The organism is Urinicoccus timonensis, assembly GCF_900232945.1.
In the GTDB taxonomy this organism is placed as follows: Bacteria; Bacillota; Clostridia; order Tissierellales; family Peptoniphilaceae; genus Urinicoccus; species Urinicoccus timonensis.
On record NZ_OCTU01000001.1, the window covers coordinates 11,882 to 34,381 of the forward strand.

Below are 22,500 nucleotides of genomic sequence, written 5' to 3' on the forward strand. Positions count from 1 at the left end.
AAAGATAGATAAATAGAGAGATAGAGATTAGGAGTGGAAATGAGCCAAGATACGAGAAAAAATATAGACAAAAAAACAAGAGGAAAGACACCCAGCATGGTGCCTTTTTCCAATGAATATGTAAAGAAAGTTCTTTTGGGGACGGCAATTATCGCGGGAGGAGTGGGCCTAGCAGGAAGCCCAAGCCCTGTTTATGCAGCCAGCCAAGACCAAGTCCCGGCCATTGTTGAAACAGTTAAAAAAGAAGCAATAGCTTCACCCCAAGTCCAAGGAGAAGGAAAAGACCAGGCAGTAGCTGAAAGTCAAGGAGTAGAAGACAAGACTCAAGACCAAGCAACTGAAAGTCAAGCTGGAGAAACTCAAGTTTCAGCAGGAAAAGAAAAATCAAATCCAAACCCAGAAGGCCCTATGGACAAAGAAGGCATAGAGGCTCTATTTAACGTTGACGAAATTAAAGCCCAAGCAGAAGAAAATCTAGAACTAGGAGAAGGAAATCCAGCCCAAGCCCAAAGGGCAGGAGAAACTGCACAAGCAGAAACAACTGAGCCAAACTATTCTGAAGACGAAAAGAAGGTAGGAAACTACCGCGAAAGCCAAATGGAACCGGGCCAAGTAGATGAAAATGGCGACTTAGTTTCCGGTGGCCCAACCCATAATGAATCAAATAAACCCGAGATGGACTTCAAGGACGGAGTTCGCTACAAGACCCTAGAACCAGGTGCCGATAGCCCGGACAAGAAAAAGTTTGGTATTGAAATAGAAATCGACAAGGAAAAGGGCCAAAGGACCTATACGGAGATTGGCTTTACCAATTCTGGAAATCTTGGAGGAGTACTTGATGCTGGTTCTACTCCGGCAAATGATGAAGGGAAAAAGCTTGCTGAGGGCTTCAAAGACCCTAACTACAAGGCTGAGGCTAATCTTGATATAACAAATGCAGGAAGACAAAGAAATGTGAATATTGGGGCTAGTGAAGAAGACCTCAAGCACATCAACAGCACAGCTAATGACAATACTACCATGGCTTGGAAAGGCGAGTACAAAGTTGACAATCCTAATGGACTGAAAGCCACCCAAGGAGATAGTGCTAACTTTTACTTCACAGTCAACCCGTGGCCAAATGAAAATGATAAGCTCCAATTGATGAAGCTAGAAGGAGAATACAAGGACAAGGTCTTTGTCCAAGGCCAAGAAGTAGATACAGGAATTAAAGTAGAGAATCTGGATGACAATGGTAGAGAAAGACTAGTCGGCCAAGTCTACAATCCAAACACAGGCAAGGTCGTACCGGGCGCCAGTGCCTATATTGACGAAAATGGTATTGTTAAGGTAAAAATGCCTAAGGGCGCCCTAAAACAGGATGCAAGTGGCAAGTATGTAGTAGATGAAGAGTCTATTTTTAACACAGCTGACTATAAGGGAATTCAAAGCCTAGATGTCAGATTTTTTGCTCGCCCTAGGACTAAAGCTGAGTTTGAAAATGTAGCTACGAAAAACAATGAATCTACCTTTGGTAATGCACAGTATACAGAAACAGGGGCAGGGTCTGCCACAATTAACCACAAGGGTCAAGATATAGAAATCGACAAGCAAGGCATCGACCGCTATGACCATTACAACCTAATTGGTAAGTTCAACCTAAACCTTGATGATACAAGACACTATGACCAAGTTTTTAAAGATCAACAAGGAAATAAACTTGATGAGCATAGCTCTACAAAAGTAATTTCTGGTGAAGACTTTAGTGTTCAGATACAAGATCCGGCAGAACCTGGTGGAACTCAAAAAACTGGTGCAGACATGGATGGCGCTTATAGTCGTGGAGAAGCATCAGGCAAACTAAAAGAAGAATTCCTTGATATAGCTAACAAACAAATAGCTGATGATTTAGGAGTTGATTATGATGAATTTATCACAAGCGACGATTACGCAGACAAGCGTTGGACGGTTGTTGGTAAGTCTGACAATATTTCCAAGTTTACAATAAGAGCTCCAAAACAAGCCAAGGCAGGAGATTTCTTAGCTCTACCTGTTGAATATACCTATACTAATGGATCTACAGATACCCACTGGTTCCACTTTGTTGTTCAAGAAAGTAACAACAATAGACCAGAGTATTTAGCAGAGGTGGGACCACAAGGAAATGCCTTAGTCAATAAGCCAATCATTACAGAAAGTGAAGAAGACTTAAAGAAAAACCAACCTAAGTCCTACGAACTGATTGGTGATACCTTTAAGGATAACAAGGGAAATGTTTGGAATGTATCTATTGACCAAACAACAGGTGCTGTAACAGCAACTCTTCCAACAAAGCTTCCTGGTGGTAAGGAAATAAATGGTGGGGAAAAACTGACTGTTCCTGTTAGGGTAAACTATACTGACCAAACCACTGGTGAAAAGAAAACCGAAGAGATTAAGGCACAATTTATTGCCACAAAGCAACACAAGACTTTAACCAATGAAACGACAACATCTAAAATTCCTTTTGAAACAAAGGTAGAATATGATGCAAGTCTTCCGGAAGGCTACTTCCAAGAAACACAAGCCGGTCAAAAGGGTGAGTTAAAGATAAGCTTCGTCCAAGACACCCTCAATGGCAAAAAAGGTATCTTCCAACAAGATGGAACTTTTAAAGAAGGCGAAAGCAAGATTGTAGTTGAAACAGTAAAAGAAGCAATACCAAGAATTATAAAAATTGGTACAAAGCCGGCTTCAACTACAGTAGAAATTCCATTTGATACAGAATATGAAGTTGACAACAACCTAGAAGCAGGAAAAACCGAACTTATTAATGATGGTGAAAAGGGTGAAGTGACCATCACCACAACAAGAAATGACGACGGAACAATTACTGTAAATAAAAATGTTACTAAAGAGGCAAAAAATAAGAAGATCAAAATCGGTACCAAGACTCAAGGGCAAATTGTCGACACAGACAAGATTCCATTTAAGTATAAGGTAGAATTTGATCCTGACTTCTACACAAAGTATCCAAATGCAACAGAAAACTATAAGATTGTAACTCCTGGTCAAGAAGGAGAAAATACAAAGACTTGGACCATTGTTAATTCAGAAAAAGTTGGAGAACCAAAAGTTGAAATAAAAAATCCAGTAGATGCAGTCATTAAAGTAGGCCAAAAAGACTACACAGGAACTGTGACAAACACCGTAACCAAAGAAATACCTTTCACTGTGAAGGTTGTAGAAAATCCGGAACTAGAAGCCGGTAAATCTAATGTGAAGCAAAAAGGAGTTGCAGGTTCTAAGACCTTTGAATACTCTGGAGAAATCTTTAATGGAGAGTTAAAAGAAGGTTCTAAATTTACAGAAAAAGAACTTACTAACAAGTATGTAGCACCAACTGAGCACATTATAGAAATTGGTACAAAGCCTGCAAAAAACAGTGAAACTGTAACAAATGAGGTTGATGTAGAAGTTACCTATGTATATGACAATACTAAGGACATAGGTTACCTCAAAGTGGAAGACCTTGTAAAAGGCAAGGTTACAACAGTTGTTGAAAATGAATATGATCCTAAGACCGGCGAAATTAAAACTGTAGAAAAAACAGTTGTAGAACCAGGAACTAGAAAAGTTATTGTTGGAACTAAAAATAAATCTGGGGAATTTAAAGAAGAAATTAATAAAATTATTCCTTATGAAACAGAAATAGTTTTTGATAATACCCTTAAAGCTGGACAAAAAGAAACTGTGCAAACAGGAGAAAATGGTCAAACTACTCAAACAATTACCAGAACAATTGTTAATGGCGAGGTTACAAAGGAAGAAAAATCTGAAGTAACTACAACCAAAGAAGTTAAAAACCAAATTATAAGAGTCGGCACTATGACTGATGGAAAGCACTCTTATACAGAAAAACTTCCATTTAAGTATGAAATCGAATATGATGAAAACTTAAAGGCCGGAGAATATGTTATTGATGTTGAAGGCAAAGATGGATCTAAAACCACTGAATGGACTATCAAAAACTCTGAAGTAGTTGAAGGCTCTGCTAGTGTAACAGAACATACACCGGCAACCAATGCTAAGATAAGAGTTGGAAAGAAAGACTTCACAGGAAATGTAAGCCACGAAGTGACAGAAGAAATTCCTTATGATGTTGTTATCGAAGAAGACCCGAATATGATAGCCGGCACAAGCAAAGTAGTTACAGAAGGTAAGGCCGGATCTAAAACAACAAAATACACTCAAGGAATTAAAAACGGCGAGGCTGATGGACAGCTTCAATCTGAAGTGACTTCAACAACAAATCCTGTCCAACAAGTAATCAAGGTTGGTACAAAGCCGGCTGAAAACAAAAAAGATTATTCAAAAGACGTAAATGTTAAGGTTGAATATGAATATAATCCAAATCTTGACAAAGGTGTAGTTCAAGTTGGCGAGTTGACCAAGGGCAAGGTTGAAACAAAGATTGTTAATAAATACGATCCAAAGACAGGGGAAGTGACAACTACTGAAGAAGAAATAGTCACAGAAGCCACTCAAAAGATTGTTGTAGGTACAAAAGACTTTACAGGAACTTACAAGTATGAAAAAACTTGTCCACTACCATTTGAAGTAGAAATTAAAGAAGATCCAAATCTTGCTAAAGGTGAAAAAGTAGTTGATCAAGAAGGCCAAGCCGGATCTAAGACAACTTACTATGAACAAGATATTAAAGATGGTCAGCCAGATGGAGAAGCTAGGGAACTTACTGAAAAAACTACGACTCAGCAACCTAAGAACCATATTGTCCGTATAGGTACCAAAGTTGCAGAAAGCTCAACAGTAAAAACTGTAGATAGAGAAATACCTTTTGAAACTAAATATATCTATGACGATACTATGGATGCAGGGAGTGAAAAAGTTGAAAGTGAAGGAAAAGTTGGTAAGGAAGAAGTAACTATTACTACAAAAATTACTGACGGAACAGGTGAAACTTCTGAAGAAACTAAAACTATCACTAAAAAAGAAGATAGAAAAGTTAGAATTGGTGTTAAACCTGTTGTTAAGACAGAAGAAATTCCATTTGATACAGAGTATGAACACGATCCAACTCTAGATGCCGGCAAAATTGAGAAAATTTCTGATGGCACTAAGGGTGTGGTAACTGTTACGACTACTTTCAACAAAGATACGGGCAAACTTGAAACAAGTGTCACAAGAACTGAAGGAACTAATGCTAAGTATAAATATGGTTCTAAGACTGAAGGAAGCTTTAAAGTTGAATCTGAAATACCATATAAGGTTCAAGTAATCGAAGATAATACTTTAGATGCAGGAACTTATAAAGTTGAAAGAGAAGGTGTAGTTGGCAAGAAGGAAACTACAGTTAAAGTTAAAAACAGTAAAGAAGAATCAAGAGAAGATAAAACTGTTACTGAAGCTGTAGATAAGATTATCAGAGTCGGCACAAAACCAACTGAAAATATGTGTCCAGTTCCTGAAAAACCAGAAACTCCTGATAATCCCAAAAAACCAGACCAACCAGGAACTCCAGATAAACCAGGAACCCCAGACAAACCAAGCAATCCTGGAAAACCAGGAACCCCTGACAAACCAGGAAGCCCTGACAAACCAGGAACACCTGAAAAACCAAGCAATCCTAATCAACCAAGCAATCCTGACCAACCAGGAAATCCAAATAAGCCAGGAACTCCTGACAAAGCAAACACTCCTGACCAACCAGGAGAAAGTCCAGAAAATTCACGTCCTTCCCAAGAGTCTAAGGACCAAGGTCAAAAAACAGCCACAAGCCCTGTGGAAGAAGAGGCTCAAAAAGTCGGACACCAACAAAGACTTTCAAATAGGGACGATTCCAGGGCTCCACAAACCTTTGACCCAGGTGTCGGATCCTATCTAGGACTTGGAGGACTTGCCAGTGCAATGTTGGCTTTTCTAGCAGGCAAAAAAAGAAAAGAAGAAGACCAATAAAAATTTCAAGATGGAAAAGACACAAATGTCTAACTTTTCTTCATTAAAAAAGGACGGGAAATCTCCCGTTCTTTTTTATGTTTAAAGCTGGATTCTCTTAGAAAAAATCGAAAGAATATGGTAAAAACGTGGAATATACTGTATGATTAATTTAACAAACTATAAGAGTAAAAGGAGATTGAGATATGGAAATAGGCATTGACTTAGGAACGACCAATTCATGTGTGGCATATATTGACCAGGATGGCAATCCACAAATTATCCCCAATGATGAAGGGGGACGGACTACGCCTTCTGTGATCTTTTTTGAAGAGGACCGGGTCATTGTGGGCAACCAGGCCAAGGAAGAGGCCCTGATTAATCCGGAAGATACCGTTTCTTATATAAAAAGGCATATGGGGGACAAGGATTTTAAGTATGCCAGAAAAGATGGGCAAATTTTTTCTCCCGAGGACCTGTCGGCCATTATCTTGAAAAAGCTGAAAAAGACTGCAGAGGACTATTTGGGCCAAGAGGTGGATGCGGCAGTTATTACGGTTCCGGCCTATTTTAATGATGCTCAGAGAAAGGCTACCCAAGATGCGGCTAATATTGCTGGTCTCAAGGTCTTGAAGATTATCAATGAACCCACAGCTGCGGCCCTGGCCTATGGGGTAGGCAAGGAAACGGGCGACCAAACCATTATGATCTACGACTTGGGAGGAGGCACCTTTGATGTGGTCATAATGCGGCTAGAAGAAGGGGAACTTCGAGTTTTAGCCACCAACGGCAACAGGCAGCTGGGGGGCTTTGACTTTGACAATGCTCTTTTGTCCTATGTCATTGACTATTTGGAAGAAAAGTATGACCTGGATGTCTATGAGGACCCCTATATCATTGAGGACCTCCGGGAAAGGGTGGAGGATGCCAAAAAGGCCCTGTCCACCAAGACCAAGACCAATCTTATTATCAATGTGGGCGGAGTCCGGGACCGGCTGGAAATTTCTCAGGATCTTTTTAATTCCATGATTGCTGATGATGTCCAAAGGACTTGTGACATGATGACCTTTACCCTGGAAGATGCTGGCTTGGACTGGACGGATATCGACAAGACCATCTTTGTAGGAGGGTCCTCCAGGATTAACCTGGTCCGAGACCGGGTGGAAGACCTGGTGGGGAAAAAGCCCTCTTTTGAACTCAATCCCGATGAAGTGGTGGCCATCGGGGCTGCCATCCAAGCTTCCATCCTGGCCGGGGATGATAGGCCGGACCAAAATATTTCTGGCACCAAGATTATCGATGTCAACTCCCACTCCCTGGGATTTGCCGCCCATAACGACCAAAATGTCTTGGTCAACTCCATCATGATTGAAAAAAACACCCCCCTACCGGCAGAGGTGACCAACTCCTTTTACCTGATGAATGAAAACCAACAAGCCCTGGACATCAAGATTTGTGAAGGAGAGGACCAAGACATCAACTATGTCACCATCATTTCCGATATTACCATCCAGCTGCCGGAGTCCCCGAGGCAGGAAAGAGCCGAAGTCCAAGTTACCTATTCCTATGACACCGACGGCATCATCCATGTGAATGTTTTTGACGTCACCACAGGAATCCTTATGCGGGCTGTGGACCTGGAAAGGCCCTCCAACCTGACAAAACAGGAAATTCTTGAAAAGAAAAATACCATATCCCAGCTAGAGATCGATTAATTTCCCCAAAGGAGAAGATATGAAAAACTACTTTGCACTCTACCAAGTCAATCCCAATGCATCCGCCCAAGAGCTTAGCGACTTTTTTAAAAAAGAATTGCGGAAGTGGACCATGCGGGCCAATTCTCCCAAAAAAGAAATTCGAGACGAGGCGGAAGCCAAGATCAAGGAAATTTCAGAGGCCCTGGACCATTTTAAAGACGAGGCCAGCAAGGCCGCCTACCTACAAGCCTTAAACCTCAACAACCAGCCCCAAGCCAACCCCACCCCCCAGCCTCAACCTAGGCCCCAGCCCAGACCCCAAGTCAACCCCCAAGGACAAGGTCAGCCGAATACCAACCAAATGGTGGAGAACTTAATCCAACAAGCCAAAAGTTTCAGAGGGGTCAACGATGCCCAAGCCGTTAACCTCTTGACCCAGGCCATCAACTTAAACCCCAGGCATAGGGCTGCTTGGTTGAATCTTGGGAACCAATACCTGAGCATGTACAAGGTTGGCCCCCAGGGGGTGGAAGTCAACCTCAACCAGGAGGCAGAAAATGCCTATTGGAAGGTTTTTGAATTCAGCCCTAGGGACGTCCTAGCTGCTTTCAACCTCTTTAACTACTACAGGAATTGGAACCGACGGGACCAACAAAAGCAGATGTTTGACATCTTATATCCTCAAATCAAGGACAAAACTTCCAAGCCAGCCTTCCTTTATAGGGGGCTTATGAGCCTGGACCAAGGAAACTATGAAGATGCCGTAAATTGCCTGGAAGAGGTCTACAAGCAAGGCCCCGAAATCAGAAAAATGACCATCGAAACCACTGGGAACCCTCCAAGTTTTTATAGCACAACCTACTACAATGTCAAACGCAACCTAGCCCGGGCCTACCGGGGACGAGCCGAAGATTTTAAAGTCTATGGTGAACTCATTAGCCCAGAAGATGCAGACTCCTATATCTACTACATGACCAAGGCCAAGCAAGTGGAAAGCAGGGACACGGATACAGGTAACATTGAGAGTGCTCAAAGGTTAAAGACCAAGAAAGAATTCAACAAGCTCAAGGTCTTTGGCCTGGCATTTTTGGCCTGGGCACTTAGCGAGTCCTTACTTATAGGTATTATCCTGGGAGTCTTCCTCTACATCACCGACTCCACTCCTGGCTATGTAAAAAATCGCAAGGCCCTCTACAAGGCCCATCCCGACCTCAAGGGCATCCAGACCAGGGCAGACTTTGATGCCAAAAGACTTGGGAATCGGTCATAGGAGGGGCTTATGAATTTTGATGCGGCAGATAGACTGGAATCCATCCTGGAAGAAAGGCTCCAATCCACCAGCCTGGACTCTTTTTTAAACTTTATCAAGAAAAAAGAAGAGGAAGAAGGCCCCCTGGAGGTCTTTTCCTACTATCGAGCCAGGGCCTTTTACCAATATGGAGGGAAAAAAGATGCCCTGGAAATCCTCTTAACCAGTAAAAACAAGTCAGCCAAGGCCTACCTCCTCTTGGCCGAGATTTACTACCAAGACCAACAAGAAGATGCCCTGGAATCCATCCGAGAAATTGTGGAAAACCTCTATCCTGGCAGCCAGGAATTTAAGAAGATCAACTTTATGAACCTCCTCTTAAAAAGGGACTACCAGACCTTGAAAGACCTGGTGGACACCTATCCCGACAAGGGCTTTGAACTCTTAAAAATTACCTATTATAGCAGGGTGGGGGACACGGACCGGGCCAAAAAGCTATCCAGAAAAATCCTTTTAAAAAGCCCCAACTCCAAAGAAGCCCAGGAAGCCAAACGGCTCTTGCAGGAGGCCAGGACGGCAGACCACCAGGCCCAGGAAAAGGAAGCTGGCCTGGAAGAGAGCCTAAAAAAGCTGGACGACCTCATTGGCCTGGAGGAGGTCAAAAGAGAAATTCGAAAGATTGTCGGCCAGGTCCAATTTGAAAAAAACCGGGAGCAGGCCGGGATCATTAATGAGAATAAACAATCCTACCACATGGCCTTTTACGGCAACCCGGGAACGGGAAAAACCACTGTGGCCCGGCTCTTGGGGGATATTTTTAAGAGCCTGGGCATCCTGGAAAAAGGACACCTGGTGGAAGTAGACCGGTCGGACCTGGTAGTGGGCTATATTGGCCAAACAGCTACCAAGACCCAGGAAGTTATTGAAGAAGCCCTGGGTGGGGTCCTCTTTATTGATGAGGCCTATTCCCTGGCCAGGGGTGGCGAACAAGACTTTGGTCCCGAGGCCATTGACACCCTGGTCAAGGGCATGGAAGACAAGCGAGACCAGCTTATTGTCATCCTGGCTGGCTATACCGACGAAATGCGGGACCTTTTAAAGAAAAATCCCGGCCTCAAGTCCAGGATCAATATCGAAATCGACTTTGAGGACTATAGCAATGAGGAGCTTTTGCAAATTGCCAACTATACAGCGGAAAAAAATAAATTTGTCCTGACGCAAGAGGGGCAAAAGGCCTTTATGAAAAAAATTGCCCAAGAAAAAGACCAAGAATTTTTCGCCAACGGTCGGGCGGCCAGAAATATTATCGAAGCCGCCATCCGGGAAAAGGCCCTGAAAATCGGCAATAAAAAGGTCAGCAGGGAAGAATTAACCAGGCTGGATGCCGAGGACTTTGGCCTGGACCTTAAGGCCCTGGAAGAAGACAACATCGAAGCTGCCCTGGAAGAGCTTAATTCCCTGGTGGGCCTAGAATCAGTGAAAAAGCAGGTCCAAGCCATCAAGGACCGGGCCCTTTTCAACCAACTCCTGGAAGAAAAAGGCATGACACCTCCGGCCCTTTCCTACCACATGGCCTTTACCGGCAACCCGGGAACGGGAAAAACCACTGTGGCTAGAATTTTGGGTAAGATCTTTAAAAACCTGGGCATCACCTCTTCGGACAAGTTTGTGGAAGCGGACCGGTCTGCCCTGGTGGGATCCTATATTGGCCAAACAGCACCCAAGACCCTGGATGTCTGTAAGTCGGCCTATGGAGGCATCCTCTTTATTGACGAGGCCTATTCCCTGGCCGATGGTGGTCCAAATGACTTCGGCAAGGAGGCCCTGGCTACCCTGATCCAGGAAATGGAAAACAACCGGGACAAGCTCCTGGTCATCCTGGCTGGTTATAGCCATGAAATGGGCCGACTCTTTGATCTTAACCCAGGGCTGAAATCCCGGGTGGGGAATATCATCGAATTTCCCGACTACAGTGGGGAAGATATGGTGGAAATCTTTAATCTGACAGCCCAAAACGCCTCCTACCATTTAGAAGAGGAAGCTCAAGACCTGGTTAGGTCCTACTTTAACGACCTGGTCCAAAACAAGGACAAGAACTTTGGAAATGGACGGGAAGCCCGGGCCTTTTTTGAAAGACTCACCAGCACCCAGGCCTCCAGAGTCGTTCAAACCAGACCCGACGATATCTTTGCCATTAGCAGAGAAGACGTGGTCAAGACCCTGGGAGGTTGCCAATGAATAAACTTTTCTTTCTCATCAACTATGGGATCCAAAACATCCTTTTGGGCCTAAATATCTTGCTCTTTGCCCTCTATGGCTACGACAAACTCAAGGCCTCTGTCCATGGCTGGAGAATTTCGGAAAAGACCCTCCTTCTCATGGGGGCCCTGGGGGGTGGCCTGGGAGGCTTTATCGGCATGTTCCTCTTTCGGCATAAGACTCGGAAGTCCTATTTCTATATCGCCAACCTGATTGGCTGCGTCCTGGCCTCTCTTCTCTTGGACTAGGATTTGAATAGCTTACAGGAATTTTCCAGAAAAGATGAAAATATAAGACTAAAAAGCCCTAGGCATCATGCCTGGGTTTTTTTATAGGAGGATAAACCAGCCAATTTTTGAAAATTTTTCATAAAAAGCGAATCAAGAAAAAGAAAGTAAATTCAGTTAAAAACAAAGATCCAGCCCCCTGAAAAGCTTGTATATTTAGGCTTAATAAAGTAAAATAAAGGGTGAAGTATTAGGTTGAAAAAAGGGTTTTCATATAATTGGGAATCCATAGGATAATCTATGGCAAAAGGAAACAATATAGGGATCAAACTAGAGCTTTATCCAGAAAAAGTGGGAAAATCCCATTCAATATTCCGGGAGAGAAAAGTGAGCACAAGGGGGACTTGAAAGATGAGAGAAAGAAAGTTTTTTGAAAAAACAGGAAGAAAGTTAGGAGGGGAACAATGAAAAGCCACTTAAAGAACCTATGTATTTGGGTCTTGGTCTTGACCATGATCTTGCCTGGGCCCATGACTGTTTTCGGTCAGGTGAACTACCAAAACCTAGATCGGGACAAGGATAGTATTATTAACGGGAAAGCAGTGAACCCGGCCAAATTAGAAAATGGGCAAACAGCCGAAGAATTAATTAAAAATCCGAAACAACCAGCGATTTATACCCTAAGGACAGATTTTAAGGTCCCAGTTGAAAGGGATCACAAAATCAGCTATCAACCCTATGTAGCAAGTGTAGGGGCAGATGCTACTCCTGCGGAAAAAGCTAAGGTCGATAAGACCATTGACCTACCAGAGCTTGTGGGTTTTGAACGGCCTGATGATGAAGAGGACTTTTCTATTAACTATCAAGATATAGTATATGAAGCAAAAAATGCTACTAAGACAGAAGATAAGGTCAACGGAGACAGGTACACTGCAAACCAAGACTTTAGATACCAGTCAGTAAGTAAGACCATACAAGTAAAAGACGTCTTTCAAGATATCAAGGACTTTAACAAGTATGTTTCCATCCCTGAGCATGATACAAGAAATGTAACAGGAAATACGGGTTCAGCACTTCAAATTTCGGCTTTACAAGATTATGAAATAAAAGGTTTTACACCAGAAGAAAGATCTATCACCGTTCAACTGCCATTAGATACAAATGGTTATGTCGTTGAATACCGCTACAATAGAAATCACTACGAAGTGACTTTTGACACTGGTAATGGAAGTCCTGTGCCAGCCCGTGAACTTTTTTATGGCCAAACAATTCCTACTCTGGATTCAAGTGAAATTCCTACACAAAATGGGAAGAAACTTCTTGGATGGACTGCAAGTCCTACTTTAAAAGGTGCAAATGGCAACTTCTATACAGCAGGCCATTTAAAATCAGATTTAAGCGGCGGCTTAATTATGCCAGCAGGGCCAGTAAAATTTACAGCAGTATGGCAAGATGATCCAAGCGCAAGTGCTAAGAATCCTGCTACAGAAGCAACTTATACTGTAAACCTTGATTATGGCAATGGCAAAACAAAAAAGAGTACAGTAAATAGTGGAACAAAATTTGATAAGCCAAGAGATCCTAACCGTGGAGGGCATACCTTCATGGGTTGGAAATGGATAGAAAAAAGCCAAGACGGTCAAACTCCAGTCCTATACGCCTTTAGCAACCCAGTTACATCTGACATCAACTTAAAGGCTCTTTGGGTTAAAAAGGACAGGGTTGACTTGGATATTTACCACTATTTCCTAGACAAGGATGGGAATAAGGATACCTCTCAATACCCGAATCCTTTAAAAGAGCAGCTATATGACAAACGTGTAGGCGACTACTCAACTACAGTTGGCGATCAAATCAGCGACAAGTGGACCCTGGCAAGTCCTGAAGATATTAAAGATGCAAGTATTAAGAATATTTTTGATACTTATAACACGAAACATGGATTTAATAACTCATTTTTCCAAACAATAATGGTAAAAGAAGATAATAGTAATGGAGATAATGAATTTTACTTCTTCTATAGACCTTTCAAACAACGTGAATACAAGGTCAACTATATTGACGAAAGATTTAAAGGTAAGCCGAACGAAAAAGACGGAGCCATTATCGACCAAGAACTTGTTACAAACGGTAACCGCCACTACGATGCCAGAAATTACCGGCCAATCCCCGGTTGGAAGCTGACAAGCGCCCCTCAACAACAACTTTTCTTTGACCTTAACGAAGAAACCAATGAATTCTTAGGCATCAACAACACAGGAAAAGACGAAATTACCTTCTATTATAAAGACGTAAGGGTAATCGATGTAAAAGACCCTGATGAACCAGTACCGGATGGCTATGTCCGGGTCACCTTTAAGGCAGATGAAGGTGGGTCTTTTGGCAAGGATGCCCAAGGCAAGGACATCAAACAAATAAATTATGATGTCATTAAAGGACTCTATTCACAATTTATTCCAGTCCCACAAGTACTAAAAACAGGCGAAACGAAAGATACAGATAAATACTACATCACTCCCGATAATGGCAAAAACTTTAAAGAGTGGGCAGATAGTCCATTATTAAACGATAATGTAATAATCGAAAAAGACTATACTTTCACAGCAAAATTTGAATGGTCAGGGGTAGTGGCAAAGGAATTAGTTACTACAGAAGCTTTTGAAGATCCTAATAATACATGGACAAATAAATTTGCTCCAAAATTAGAGGATTTAAAAAATCAAATAGTATGGATGGAAAATGGTCAAGAAAAACCACTACCAAATGATGCAACAGTTACATTTGAAGGAATTACAAATGATGAAGATATTTACGAAAAATTAAAAGAACTTGGAGTAGCCGACAAAGATCAAGAATATAGAATAGTAAACTTTAAGGCAATTGTTGAATTTAAAGACAATAAGAATACTAAAGAGATAGACCTTCCAGTAAAAGTTTACAAAAACCGATACGAAGCTTTAACATCAGGAGACAAGCCATTGTTCCTATCTGATGCTGAAAAAAATGAACTAAAAGGTATTTTAAGCGACACAGCAGAAAAGAGATATATAAAAGTAACAGTAAATCCATCAAATAAACCTAATAACAAAGACTCAAAGATTTACTATGTCAATCCAAAGGCTTGGGTAGATATACCTGAAATAAAATTATCTGCCGAAGACAAGGCCAAGCTAAAGTTTTTAAATTGGACTTCAGATGATCCGACTAAGAACGACAATGGTCAAGCAAATGGCAATTTTGATTTTGCAAAGCGCTTTAAATTCACAGAAGACACCATTATTTCTCCGGTATCTGCAAAAGATGTCCTTGAGCAAGAAGGAAACGACAAACCAAATGTACCCGAGTCCTATGTAAAAGTTATTGTTAAGACAACAGATAAGGCGACAGATGAAAGTAAATTTGAAAGAACATTCTGGGTAGACCCAACGAAAAAAGTAGAGATAAATGTTGATAAGCCAACTGGAAAGACTGATCAAGAAATAGAAATTACCGGCCTTGGCAAAGTGAAAGCAAACTACACATTTAAAGGTTGGCAAAAAGTTAAAACTGGTGATGACGACAACAATTTAGTTGATATTGCAGAACCTTTAGCTATTGATATAGCCAAGAACCGATATACAGATAAGGTTACAGTGGTTGAAGCGGCTTATTATGAAAAATTTGCAGCAACACCAATTGTGAAGCCTATCAAGATTGACAAGTTAGATACACCAGAAGGTAAGACAATAGAAGATAAAGATTTAATCGAACAAATTACTCCACCAGAGAATAAAACAATTAAATCAATAACAGTAATTGAAAGACCAGATCCGTCAAAGCCGGGTAAGCAAGAAGCCAAAATAACTATTGAATATACAGACGGCTCAACCCAAGGGTCAACTGACAATCCACTTATCATTCCGGTAGAAGTCCACAAAAACATCATTCCATCCTACGATGGTAAGAAGCCAGAAGGAGCCATTGATAATTATGTCAAGATTACTTTCAAGGCGGGCGAAGGCGGAACAATTACTGATGCTAAGAAGAAAGCTTACTATGTATCCCCAGAAGTCCAAGAAGATATGACAAGTATTGCAAATGCAATCACAAAAACTCCAAACACTGGATATATCAGTGGAGATTGGGATACAAGCGAAACTAAGAAATTAAACAATATCTTCAAAAAAGATACAGTCTTTACTTTTAACTTCATAAAAACAAAAGATATCGTAGAAAAAACGGATGACAGTGTAGAAAAGCCAAAAGATTATGTTGAACTCATCTTTAGTACAGATGGCAATGGAAAGCTAGATAACAACAAAGACAAAATAGTCTACTATGTCAATCCAAAGGCCGGCATTAAAATTGTTAATGGAACAGCAGGAGAAAATCAAATTGCTGTACCAAAACCAACAGCCAATGCCAACTATGAATTTGAAAAATGGCGTGAAGAATTGAATTTAAAAGATCCTATTGCTGCCGACCGTCATTATGTAGCTGGTTTCAAATTGATAAATGTAACTTTAACCTATGATGCAAATGGTGGAATAGGCCAAGGACCATCTGCTAAAACTGTAGAATATGGAACAAGAGAATTTTTAGCCAACCAAGAAAAACTTACAAAAGAAAATTATAACTTCATAGGTTGGAAACTTGATACAGGCGATACAGATAGAATTTATAAGCCTGGAGAAGACATTATTTTAACAGCCGACACAAAGGCAACAGCTCAATGGAAGATCATCCAACACAAAGTAAGTTTTGACACTAAGGGCGGCAGTCTAGTAGACAGTCAAGAAGTAGACCACGGTAGCACAGCGACAAGGCCTGAAACAAATCCAACAAAAGCAGGCCTCGTATTTATGGGTTGGAAAGAAAAGGGTCAAGAAAACCAAACAGCCTTCTACGACTTTAATACAGAGATAATAGCCGACAAAACCCTAGTAGCCATTTGGGAAAAAGCAGTTCAAAAAATTGGAGAAAACGACCCAGTTGGCCAAGAGTTTATTAAAGTTATCTTCAAAGAGGGAACTCACGGCAAACTAACAATTGACGATGTAGAACAAACAGATTCACCAGCATATAAAGTAGGCAAAGACCTATCCTTTGAAGAAGCTGTTAGGTATGGTTTAATCGTTCCAACAATAAAACCCAATGAATACTACAAGGCCCAAGAAACAAATTCTGGTTGGGATCAACCACTGGAATTAAAAGGTAAAGACATTACCTTCATTGCTCAGTATGAGTTAGAAAGCAATGTCATCCCAATTAAGCCAGGAAAGACAGATGAGCAAATTCAAAGAGAAAAACCAGACGGCATGATTGTAGTAGACTTTAAGGTTGATCCAGAAAAGGCCTACATGGTAGGACCTACCAAATTCTATGTAAAGAAGAATGAACCTGTCAACATTAAGCCACCTTTAGTGGTAAAAACAGATTTAAGCTACAACTTCAAGGCTTGGGATTTAAATACAGAAGATGAAGCTAATAAAGTAAGTTTTGATGATGATAGGACAATAGAAGAAGCACCTGAAGAAAAACCAGAGATAGTGATTCAAGACCCAGTAGCAGGACTAAACTTTATAGAGCTCAAAGAATTAACGAATGGAGCCACGGGATTTCTTACAATCATTAGAGGTGATGAGATTTATGAGTTTAATCTTGTAGAAAAAACAAAGAAAGTAAGACAAGGTAGAAGATTTAGAGAAGAAAAAATTAAAGGTTTTGATTTAAAAGAAAATAACATTACTCTACAAAGTGGAGATAGAGTTAGATATTATTCTGTAAATGGTAAACTTGAATCTGATAGAAGAGAAATAAGGGTTAGATAGGGAGAAGGAGTATGAGAACAAAAAAAAGAATATTAACATTTGTGCTTGCATTGTCTATGGCAATTCAAACAATTATACCAACTGTGAGCTTTGCTAAAGAGTCCAGTTCTTATCAAAAAGAAAATATGGTTAAGGTTGGAACATTAGATGCATCAAATCTTATGCCTCTAAACGGTAAGACTATGCAACAAATTAACAGACTAACAAAAAAGGCACAAGACGGACAGCCAATTGAAAAAGGAACTCAGTTATTTTCAAAACCATGGTTTCCAAATCAAAGAGATCCAGAAGATAAAGATAAACCTTTATATTTTGGGAAGGTATATGTAAATCTAAAAACAAAAGGTCTTACACAACAAGATGGGACAGAACTTCCTTTTGACTGGGAAGGTGTTTTTGGTAGAGATGAGTATGGGGACTTAAATAAAGTTAAGGTTATATTTGTACAACTTAACTATAAGGAAGGTTCTTTTTCAACAGAAACAGGCATAAAAGGTATATTAGAAACTGATACTGAAGGAAAACACTATTGGGTTGATGAGAACGGTGATCCGATAAAATTACCTTTATATTCAAAAGACTTTAAACCTTATAAGTATGAAGTTTATATTGAAAGGTCAAATTCTGAAAGAGTAAATCTTATTTTAGATGGATCTTTTGGAACTCCTGATTTCACTTTTGCAAAGCCAGATCCTAAAACAGGGGAAATTGTAGCTGACGTATTTATGGATAATACTCTAATACAAATTGCATCAACAAAGTTTGTTTCAGAATGGAATACAGATACTATTGAAGATGATAGACCAGTTGTAGAATTTTCTTATAACACACATAATAAAAATAAAGATGGGGAAGAAATAGAGGGATATTTCGAATTTCCTAAAAATAATAAAGATATTGAAATCATTAGAGATGATAATGGTGAAGATGGGAAATATATAGCAAGTTGGCTTGAAAAAGTTCCGACAGTTGATGTTGCTGATCCAGACCCTGAATCAAATGACACTTATACACTAGATAGGGATAATAATAGAATTTCCTATAAAGGAAAAACTTATAATTATACCTTTAACTATGATGTCATTAATGGCGGCAAGCTTACTATGACAGAAGTTTTAACTTTAAAATTTGATGCCAATAGCGGTAAGTTTGACTCAATTCAACAAGATCAAGAACAGGTTAAAGAGCACGAGGTTATATATACTAAAAATTTAACTGATACTATTGAAGAACCAAAAAAAGACCGTGAAACTTTTTTAGGATGGGGTATTAAAGACGAAAAAAATAACTTCATTAAAGACAAAAGAGGCAATATTCTTTTAGTTGACGAAAGCGCATTTAAAAATATAAAAGAATCACAAACTTATTACGCTGTATGGGACAAACATCCTATATCAGCAGACCAGTTAGAAGTAAAAGAATCTTTTAAAGATGGTGATACTTGGGTTAATGACTTTATTCCTGAATTAGCTAAGTTAAAAGAGCAAGTAAAGATTAAAGACGCAAATGGAGTTCCACAGGCATTAACAGATGATGATACTCTTCAAATATTAGATGATAGCGGAAATCCTATTGCTGATAAGGATTTAAAAGATAAATTATATGAAAAGTTAAAAGAAGATCCTGCAACCGAAGTTTCAAGACTAGTCACACTAAAGGCAAAGGTAACCCACAAAAATGGAACTAGCCAAACAGTTGATATTCCCATCAAGGTCATTAAAAACATCTACGAAGCCAAGACTGAAGAAGGAAAGCCAAACTACGTTCCGAACGGCTATGTAAAAGTAACGGTAGATCCAACCACCAAGGCGGAAAAGCCACAAAAATACTTTTACTATGTCAACCCCAAAGCGAAAGTTGTCATTCCAGGGGAAAACCCTGTGGGAACGCCTGGAAATAATTTCATCAATTGGACGATTCCGGGAGCGGGAGCAGACCCCGTTGAATACAAATTGACAGAAAGGCCGAGACACCAATTCGATGCTGAAACCACCATTACAGCCAACTACGTCGGAAATATTGTTGAGCAAAAAACCGAAGACAAACCCAAAGTTCCCGACGATTTCGTCAAAGTCACGGTGGACACTACGGACAACGCGACGAATGAGACGAAATTCACCAAAACCTTCTGGGTTAAGAAGGATACGCCGGTTCGCATTGATGTTCAAGACCCCGTGGCCAAAGATGGGGCAGAGGCATTTAGCAAGTGGAGACAAGAGAAGGACACGGATAGATTTGACGTCATTGATTTGAAAGTAAATCAAACATTTACAAAATCAGAAACCTTGATTAGGGCTTTTTACTCACGATTGGCCATTCCAGAACCAAAACAAGGTAAACCTAGCACGGTGCCTGACAATTTTATCAAGGTCATTTTTGACCCGACAGACAAAGCGAAGGACAAACAAAAAATTGTCTGGTGGGTTGCGCCGGATAAAGAGGCTGTTAGATTTGCTATAACGAGTCCTGTAGGTAAGGCCGTACAGGACGACGACGGAAAAACTCTATATACCTGGAAATTCGATACTTGGGAAACAAAAGGCGGCAAGTTGACTGTTGAGGGGAGCAATAGCTACACACTTAACACAAAGGAAGTCACTGATGGGGAAGTCTTTAAAGCCCAGTACAAGACGGACAATATTATCCCCTACGATCCAACCAGTCTCATGGACCAACCAGAAGGCTATGTGAATGTTACCTTTAAAGCGGAAACCGGATTAAGCCTAAAGGATGTCAAGGCATATTATGTGAAGAAAAATGCCAAGGTCACTTTAAATACCATTAAGGATAATGAAAAAAAAGGTTATCCGACAGTGGAAGAAAAAGCGGGATATGCCTTTGACAAGTGGGATCCAGCAGATACCACTGAAATCAAAGATAAGGACATTGTTGTAACGGCAAAAGCTAAACCTGTTTCTGATGTCATGGAGAAAAAAGAAGGTGAAACTAAGCCGCAAGGATATGTTGAAGTAAAATTCGTTCCAACAGACAAGGCGACAGACGAAACCGAAAAAACCTTCTGGGTCAACCCGGAAAAGGAAGTTACCATTCCAGTAAAAGATCCCCTAGGGAAAACTTACTACACATTTAAGGGATGGAAGATTGGCGATGTGACGACCGGTGAAAATTATTCCCCCACCACATTGAAGAAGTTTACAGAAAATACAACCATCACTGCCACTTATGAAGAAACACCGAGTATCATTCCTTACGACCCAACAGACCCCATTACAAAACCCGAAGGCTATGTAAGGGTAAGCTTTGAAGCGGAAGAGGGTATTAACCTGTCCAATGTGAAGGATTACTATGTAAAGAAAAACGCCAACATAACCTTGGGCAACTCGGAACTCGTTAAGCCCACAACGGAAGCTATGACGGGCTATGAATTTAAGGAATGGAACAAGAAAGATTCCTTTGTTATTGGCACTGACGATGTAGTAGTAAAAGCATTAGCCAAAACTATTCCCGATGCAATTGAGAAAAAAGAGGGCGTAGACAAACCAAAGGACTATGTAGAAGTAACCTTTAAGGCAGATGAGAGTGGAAATGGTACAGTTACAGAAAAGACTTATTTTGTAAATCCAAACAAGTATGTACAACTCACTCCACCGGATGATGCCAAGGGGAAAACTGGCTATGAATTTGGTGCATGGAGTGAAAACTTATCAAACTACAAGCAATATACAAAAGATACAGTTATCACAGCATCCTTTAATCCAATTGCTTCTGTCATTCCCAAAACAGAAGACAATGATTCAGAAAAACCAGCTGGATATGTCAAGGTTGATTTTATTATCGAAGGAAAAGGTGGAAAAATTGCGAACAAAGAAACGACCACTTACTTCGTCAATCCAGAAAAGGATGTAACAATTCAACCACCAAAGACAGTTGCAGACACAGGCTATGTATTTGAAAAATGGGATCAAGATACTACAACAAAGGCCAAATATACTAAAGACATAACAGTAAAAGGAAGCTTTAAAAAGCTTGGTGATATTATTCCTTCAACTGATAATCAAGGAGAACCAAATCCAAAACCTAAAGGTTATGTGACTGTCACCTTTGAAAAAGGGCCTAACGGAAAAACAATAACAGGCCAAACCGTTTATTATGTAAACCCACAAGCTGGCAAAACTTTAGCTGATATAACAAAGCCGGAAGTTGAAGCAGAAACTGGCTATAAGTTTACCGCTTGGGATACGGAAAATAGTTTCAAAATCACAGAAGATAAAAGAGTTATCGCCCAATATGAAGAGCTGGAGAATGTAATCCCTCAAAAAAATACTGACCAATCAGACAAACCTACGGGATATGCCACAGTTACTTTTCTACCTGGTGCCCATGGGAAACTAACCGGCCATACAGTTTTTTATATCAATCCAAACAAGTCTGTCCGATTAGAAAGTCACGCTCCGAGGGTAACAGCCGATACCGACTATACCTTTACAGGCTGGGATGCTTCTATCCATTGGCCCATTCAATATAGGGATGGCGATAAAATTACAGCCCTCTATAGGGGTAAGGAAGAATCTGGAGGAAGTTGGCAAACAGGAACTCTTGGACCCACTCGAACTCGGACAGTAACTGTCGTGGAAAAGGAAATTGTCAAGGTTCCGGCAGAAAAGACCTTCCGCAAGGAAGTTCGCTATATGCAAGGTTACAACAACTATTTCAGACCTGGCGCAGGTTTGACTCGGGCAGAAGCAGCTCAAATCCTGGCCAATGCCCTAGTGGAAGACGGCTACCGTTATGACCCCAACTTTGCTATCCACTACAAGGATATCGTGGGCAATGAATGGTATGCCAAGGCCATCCGGATTACAAGTCAAGCCAATGTCTTTAAGGGTTATGACACCGGCTACTTTGATCCCCACAAGAAGATTACTCGGGCAGAGTGGATTGGAACCCTAAGACGTTTCCAAGAACTGGAAAGAGTTTCTGGTAACCACATGCAAGTTCGGGCAGACCACTGGGCTATGGGAGAAATCGAAGCGGCCTACAAGGAAGGCTGGTTGGCTATTTACGGCCAAGGCCTAGCCAAGTTTAGGGCGGACGAATTTATCCCAAGACAAGAAGTGGCAGCTGTAAGTAACAAGGCCTTTAACCGGGTCTTGGACAAGACTTATATCCACAGAAACAGTAAAAACTTAATCAACTATAAAGACGTAAATCCATCCTTGTGGAGCTATGAAGACATCCTCTGTGCCAGCAACGGCTTCATCCACGATGGCAAGTCCTTCTGGGGTCACAAGGTTGACTACAAGAAAGACCTATACAACATCAATTTGGATGGATACACTGTGACAAAAGATAAGTTTCAAAGGTTAGAAAGACGGTAACTTTCT

The 22,500-nt window shown here is 40.8% G+C and carries 7 protein-coding genes; all 7 read left to right on the forward strand.

The genetic code is table 11. The features are described from left to right. Nucleotides 1-39 precede the first annotated feature (39 nt). Nucleotides 40-5,934, forward strand: a complete 5,895-nt coding sequence (locus CS898_RS00060) for a G5 domain-containing protein (protein WP_099207673.1) — start codon at nucleotides 40-42, stop codon at nucleotides 5,932-5,934. A 185-nt stretch (nucleotides 5,935-6,119) separates the two neighbouring features. Next, a complete protein-coding gene (locus tag CS898_RS00065; RefSeq protein ID WP_099207674.1) occupies nucleotides 6,120-7,628 on the forward strand; it encodes an Hsp70 family protein in 1,509 nt (502 codons plus the stop codon). 19 nt (nucleotides 7,629-7,647) lie between these two features. Next, nucleotides 7,648-8,880, forward strand: a complete 1,233-nt coding sequence (locus CS898_RS00070) for a tetratricopeptide repeat protein (protein WP_099207675.1) — start codon at nucleotides 7,648-7,650, stop codon at nucleotides 8,878-8,880. A 9-nt stretch (nucleotides 8,881-8,889) separates the two neighbouring features. Beyond that, nucleotides 8,890-11,097, forward strand: a complete 2,208-nt coding sequence (locus CS898_RS00075; RefSeq protein ID WP_099207676.1) for an AAA family ATPase — start codon at nucleotides 8,890-8,892, stop codon at nucleotides 11,095-11,097. After that, nucleotides 11,094-11,366, forward strand: coding sequence for a DUF1294 domain-containing protein (locus tag CS898_RS00080; protein ID WP_009430911.1), 273 nt, complete (start codon nucleotides 11,094-11,096; stop codon nucleotides 11,364-11,366). Before CS898_RS00075 ends, CS898_RS00080 begins: the two co-directional genes overlap by 4 nt. Nucleotides 11,367-11,809: 443 nt before the next feature. Next, the gene (locus CS898_RS00085; protein WP_099207677.1) at nucleotides 11,810-17,155 is read left to right on the forward strand and encodes an InlB B-repeat-containing protein; all 5,346 of its coding nucleotides are present in this window, start codon (nucleotides 11,810-11,812) and stop codon (nucleotides 17,153-17,155) included. An 11-nt stretch (nucleotides 17,156-17,166) separates the two neighbouring features. After that, nucleotides 17,167-22,494 (forward strand): S-layer homology domain-containing protein, encoded by a 5,328-nt coding sequence (locus CS898_RS00090; protein WP_099207678.1) that lies wholly within the window; start codon nucleotides 17,167-17,169, stop codon nucleotides 22,492-22,494. The last annotated feature ends 6 nt before the right edge of the window (nucleotides 22,495-22,500 follow it).

What these genes read in the sequence shown, in the direction of transcription:
- CS898_RS00060 (WP_099207673.1), top strand. Translation starts at nt 40, where the DNA reads ATGAGCCAAGATACGAGAAAAAATATAGACAAAAAAACAAGAGGAAAG.
- CS898_RS00065 (WP_099207674.1), top strand. Translation starts at nt 6,120, where the DNA reads ATGGAAATAGGCATTGACTTAGGAACGACCAATTCATGTGTGGCATAT.
- CS898_RS00070 (WP_099207675.1), top strand. Translation starts at nt 7,648, where the DNA reads ATGAAAAACTACTTTGCACTCTACCAAGTCAATCCCAATGCATCCGCC.
- CS898_RS00075 (WP_099207676.1), top strand. Translation starts at nt 8,890, where the DNA reads ATGAATTTTGATGCGGCAGATAGACTGGAATCCATCCTGGAAGAAAGG.
- CS898_RS00080 (WP_009430911.1), top strand. Translation starts at nt 11,094, where the DNA reads ATGAATAAACTTTTCTTTCTCATCAACTATGGGATCCAAAACATCCTT.
- CS898_RS00085 (WP_099207677.1), top strand. Translation starts at nt 11,810, where the DNA reads ATGAAAAGCCACTTAAAGAACCTATGTATTTGGGTCTTGGTCTTGACC.
- CS898_RS00090 (WP_099207678.1), top strand. Translation starts at nt 17,167, where the DNA reads ATGAGAACAAAAAAAAGAATATTAACATTTGTGCTTGCATTGTCTATG.